Origin of the sequence: Acinetobacter sichuanensis, assembly GCF_003024515.2 — a bacterium.
GTDB lineage: Bacteria > Pseudomonadota > Gammaproteobacteria > Pseudomonadales > Moraxellaceae > Acinetobacter > Acinetobacter sichuanensis.
The window spans coordinates 1-1,727 of sequence record NZ_PYIX02000136.1; the positions used below are offsets into that span (position 1 = coordinate 1).

Sequence of the window (1,727 nt, forward strand, 5' to 3'; positions counted from 1 at the left end):
AATCATTATTTCTTCCTTCTTTAAACGTTTTATTATGAATCGTGATTTACTTGATACTACTTATCTAAATTCATCAAATGATTCAGGGGAATCATTTGACTAATACGAAATTAATGGCTGTTTAAGGGCGAATCAGCGCCAATTCCAATCGACCTATAAAGTTGATTTCATTGAGTTGCTCATTGGTAATGAATTCATCTGGGTATCTATTCTTATCAGGGTTATCACTTGTAAGTTTTACAGTATTAGATCCATAACTCACGAAAATACGCTTCATCCTTAATTCATGATTGTGTGTGAATACATAAACATTTCCATTTTTTAAATTATTCGGATCTTTATCTGAGACATCTACAAACAATGGGCTATCAGGAGCAACTGTTGGATACATACTGTATTCGGCAGAATAGATAATTTTTAGATTTTTGGAATTCGATCTGACACCCATGAGTTTTAATAGCTCAGGATCAATCTCCAGGTAATCACTAACATCCTCTAGAAAATTCTCAATCCCATCACCACACGAAGCTTTAACATCTCTGTAGATGGGAATACGCACATGGTTTTTATTATTAGGGTTTTTGGCTTCTACAAATCTAACAGGCGCGTACCTAATACCACTGTCATTGTTAGTGGGCTCCTTGAAATCATCCTCATTTTTTTCCAAAAATAATAAAGGGTTATCTAGCAAACCCTCATCCCATCCAACTTTTTTCTCAAGATTGCGAGCAGCACGCTCACCAAAACTACCGTGTCCATTCATAAGCTGAGAGACGTGACTAGGGTTTAAATCGTAATGCTCGCAGAAAGCTACATCAGATTTAAAGCCTTGTTTTTCGAGAGCAGCACTGATAGCTGCGCGCAAGTTTTTGCGTCTTAGTGTGATGGTATCCATATCTAGTATTTCATATAGTTTTTAGTAAAAAGTAAATTCGTAATTGCTAAACATTTATTGACAATTTTAGTAAATAAAATTAGTATTTACTAAATAATTTAGCTAAAAGGTTATAGGAATGACTTCATCAAATACTGAACAACTAAAAAGTTATTTTTTAGGCTTAACCCCAGAGCGCCGTGAAGCTTTTGCAAAAGAGTGTTTAACCACTGTTGGAAACTTACAGCAAATTATTTATGTCAATAAAAAGTGTGGTGCTCCACTAGCTATTCGCATTGATAAAGCAAGCAATGGACAAGTTTCATGTGATTCACTTTGTCCTGATGCTGATTTTAACTATTTGCGTAACAGCAATCTTCAAATAGCAAGTCAACTTACATAGGAGTTTTTTATGTCTGGTATAGGCGTGAAATTTGATGCACAAGCATCTATTCGATACCCATCAGACTGGGATGTAGTAATTAAACAAAGCCCAGAAGAAAAAGCGGCTTGGATTCGTGAAGCGGTCAGAAGGAGACTCATTGAAGAAAACCTTATAGGTTGTGATGAGCCTAATTATTCGCATGAAATGATGAATTCATCAAAGAATACATCGAATACATTGCACCCAAGCAAGAATACAAATGTATTTAAAAGTTTATTTGGATTTTTCACTAAAACACAGGTGCAAAAAAAGCTCGAGATTGCAGCTCAAGCTTTTTCTGCTCATCAATCACAAGGATCAATGAAATGACAAAGCCTAATATACCAAAACACCCATGCACTAACAAGTGCAGCGCGTCCCAATGCAATCACTGTTTAATTCCCTCGAATTCGATGGAATTAGAATCGG

The 1,727-nt window shown here is 35.7% G+C and carries 3 protein-coding genes; 2 read left to right on the forward strand and 1 reads right to left on the reverse strand.

Translation table 11 applies throughout. The features are described 5' to 3' along the window. Positions 1–121 precede the first annotated feature (121 nt). Complete coding sequence (locus C9E89_RS22455) at positions 122–895, reverse strand: S24 family peptidase (protein ID WP_107010281.1); 774 nt, start codon at positions 893–895, stop codon at positions 122–124. 118 nt (positions 896–1,013) lie between these two features. On the opposite strand from C9E89_RS22455, the gene C9E89_RS22460 reads away from it, so the two are divergent. Both C9E89_RS22460 and C9E89_RS22465 read left to right on the forward strand, forming a co-directional pair. Then, positions 1,014–1,277, forward strand: coding sequence for a helix-turn-helix domain-containing protein (locus C9E89_RS22460; protein ID WP_107010282.1), 264 nt, complete (start codon positions 1,014–1,016; stop codon positions 1,275–1,277). A 9-nt stretch (positions 1,278–1,286) separates the two neighbouring features. Continuing rightward, positions 1,287–1,628, forward strand: coding sequence for a hypothetical protein (locus C9E89_RS22465; protein ID WP_107010283.1), 342 nt, complete (start codon positions 1,287–1,289; stop codon positions 1,626–1,628). Positions 1,629–1,727: the final 99 nt, after the last annotated feature.

What these genes read in the sequence shown, in the direction of transcription:
- C9E89_RS22455 (WP_107010281.1), bottom strand. Translation starts at nt 895, where the DNA reads ATGGATACCATCACACTAAGACGCAAAAACTTGCGCGCAGCTATCAGT.
- C9E89_RS22460 (WP_107010282.1), top strand. Translation starts at nt 1,014, where the DNA reads ATGACTTCATCAAATACTGAACAACTAAAAAGTTATTTTTTAGGCTTA.
- C9E89_RS22465 (WP_107010283.1), top strand. Translation starts at nt 1,287, where the DNA reads ATGTCTGGTATAGGCGTGAAATTTGATGCACAAGCATCTATTCGATAC.